The sequence below is a fragment of the Fundidesulfovibrio sp. genome, from assembly GCF_058402725.1.
Genome location: NZ_JBZVFJ010000267.1, coordinates 1 through 2,661 on the forward strand (window position 1 = coordinate 1; position 2,661 = coordinate 2,661).

Consider the following 2,661-nt stretch of genomic DNA (forward strand, 5'->3'; position numbering starts at 1 on the left):
AGGGTGTTCTCGCCCTCGGAATGGCACGGCGCGCGCGGCCAGGCCGCCCCGGGCACTCTCGCGGCCCTGCGCGGAGCGGCTGCCGCGTACACCCGTTTCGCCGCCGCATACTCCCGCGAAGAGCTGGGCGTGGAGCTGCCGCCCACCTGCTCACACCCACTGCGGGCAACTCCTTCACCCGCACGGCCAGCCTCGCCGCGCGCAGGCGCGGGGCGCGCGTCACGGGCTTTCCCCACGGCTACTACATCTGCCACTACGCGAGCCCGCGCCCGGCCTTCCACGAGCTGGCCACCGTGGACGACTTCGTGGCCTACACCCCCGGCAGCGTGCCCCTCATGGAGCGCAACCTGGCCCTCAATCCAACGCCCAGGGGCAACCCCGTTCGCTTCGTCAACGAGAACTACCCCGATCTGCGCGAAACCTTCGACTCCTGGAGCGACAGGCCGCGGCCCGAACGCATCCGCTCCGTGATGGTCTTCGAACTGAGCCTTCAGTCCGAGTGGGCCGGCTACCACTGCGCCGACGTGATGCCCAACTACCACTTCTACTATTCGCTCTGCCGCCAGCTCACCCAGGCAGGCTACAGGGTGGTCTTCAAGAAGCGCCCCAAGGGCTCCATGTGGGACGGCGTGGACGTGTTCAAGGATATCCCCGGCCTGGAAGTGGAGACGAGGCCTCTGGAAACCCCCGGCGTGATCGAACAGGTGGACGCCGTGATCATCCAGTACGCCATGTCCTCCACGCTGCACTGGTCCATGTGCACCAACAAGACGGTCGTCTACGTGGATTCCGGCTGGGAGCCCTGGTTCCCCGACGTGCGTGCGGACATGGAGCGCCGCTGCCGCGTGCTGCCCTGCGCCTACGACGACGCCAACAGACCCGTCTACCGCGAACGGGACGCCCTGGACGTGCTGGAACGAGCCCCCGAACCGCCGGACCCCCTCTATGTGGAGAAGTACCTCTCCCCCGCATGAACCCCGCGCTCTCTTGACGCGCCCCGGCGAGCGCGTATTGTCGCCCGGACCAACAGCCCTGGAAAGACCATGCCACGCACCGACTTAGCGCTGATCGTCCCCTACCAGGAGATTTCCGCCTTCGGCCCACGGGTCATCGACGCTGCCCTGCGCGCCAAGGGCTTCGACTCGCGCCTGATCTTCTTCAAGTCGCGCAGCCAGGAGGAATGCTGGCCCAGCGACGCCGAGATCGCGCTGCTCACGGACCTCGTGCGCGAACTCGAGCCGCGCTTGGTGGGCTTTTCGCTCATGTCCCCCTTTTTCGCCCTGGGCAAGGCCCTGGCCCGGGCCGTGCGCCAGGCCTGGGACGCCCCCGTGGCCTTCGGCGGCGTGCACCCCACCATCAGCCCCGAGGAATGCCTCGAAGCGGCCGACATCTGCTGCGTGGGCGAAGGGGAGATCCCCCTGGAGCGCATCCTCGCCTCCCTGCGGGAAAACGGTCGCGTCCCCGCCGACGCGCCCAACTGCTGGGTGCGCCTGGAGGACGGCAGCGTCGCCAGAAACCCCGTCACCTGCCTGCGCGAGAACCTGGACGAGCTGCCCTTCGACCCCCTCACCGACGAAGGCCGCTACTTCATCGAGAACGGCCGCCTGGAACGCAAGGACCCCTACCTGGACTACATCCGCTCACGGGGGAAGTATTCCTTCAAGGCCTTCCGGGGCTGTCCCTTCTTCTGCACCTACTGCGGCAACAAGGCCCTCATGGACGCCCAGTCCGGGGCGGGCAGGTTCCACCGCCACCGCAGCGTGGAGAACGTCGTCTCCGAACTGGAGGACGTGCTGCGCCGCTTCCCCATGGTGCGCACCATCCACAGCTACGACGAGGTGTTCATCCACCGTCCGGAATACGTCCGCGAGTTCGCCCGGGAATACAAGCAGCGCATCGGCCTGCCCTTCACCTGCGACGCCCACCTGAACCTGCTCTCCGACGAGACCGTGGGCCTCATGGCCCAGGCCGGGCTTGTGCAGGCCACCGTGGGCATCGAGGCCTTCTCCGACGACGTGCGCCAGAACCTCTACAAGCGCAAGGGCATGGGCACGGAACACATCGTGGAAAAGGCCCGCATCCTCCACCGACACGGCGTGCTGGCCCACTACGACTTCATCTGGGACAATCCCCTGGAATCCGCCGAGGACATCCGCCGCTGCTTCTTCGAGCTGGTGCTCCGGCTGCCGCGCCCCCTGGCCTTCAACAACTACTCCCTCACCTTCCTGCCCGGCAGCGAGCTCACGGAGCACTTCCTGGCCCGGGGACTCATCCGCCCCGAGCACGTGGCCGGGCGCTCGGACAAGGGCCTCGTGCAGTGGAAGCTCACCATGTCCTACCCCAGGCCCCCGGAAGTCACCTTCTGGTTCGTGATGTTCTCGCTCTACGCCTTCAGCTTCCTCGCCCTGGGCCGCGTGAGGGTGCTGCCCAGGCTCCTGGTGTCCCTGACGGCGCGCACGGGGAGCCTCTTCCTGGCCAAAAACGTCCTGCGCGCGGCCACGCTGGTCAAGCTGGCCTTCGAAGGCGGCCTCGCCGCCGAACTGCGGCGCAAGCTCCTGCCCCAAAGGGCCACGGCGTGACGCCCGGACCCGTCCGCGCGGCCCCAGGCCGCTCCGGAGACTGACCATGTGCGGCATCCTGGGCCTAGTCCGCAGGGGCGCC

Annotated in this window: 2 protein-coding genes; both read left to right on the forward strand. The window is 67.9% G+C overall.

Annotation, left to right across the window (positions count from 1 at the left end; genetic code table 11):
- A partial coding sequence (locus ACV4UX_RS18495) for an HMG-box domain-containing protein (protein ID WP_491594752.1) occupies positions 1-974 on the forward strand: 974 nt, incomplete at its 5' end.
- Positions 975-1,043: 69 nt separating this feature from the next.
- Positions 1,044-2,579 carry a B12-binding domain-containing radical SAM protein gene (locus ACV4UX_RS18500; RefSeq protein ID WP_491594753.1) on the forward strand — a complete coding sequence of 512 codons (1,536 nt, stop codon included), beginning with the start codon at positions 1,044-1,046 and terminating at the stop codon, positions 2,577-2,579.
- Positions 2,580-2,661: the final 82 nt, after the last annotated feature.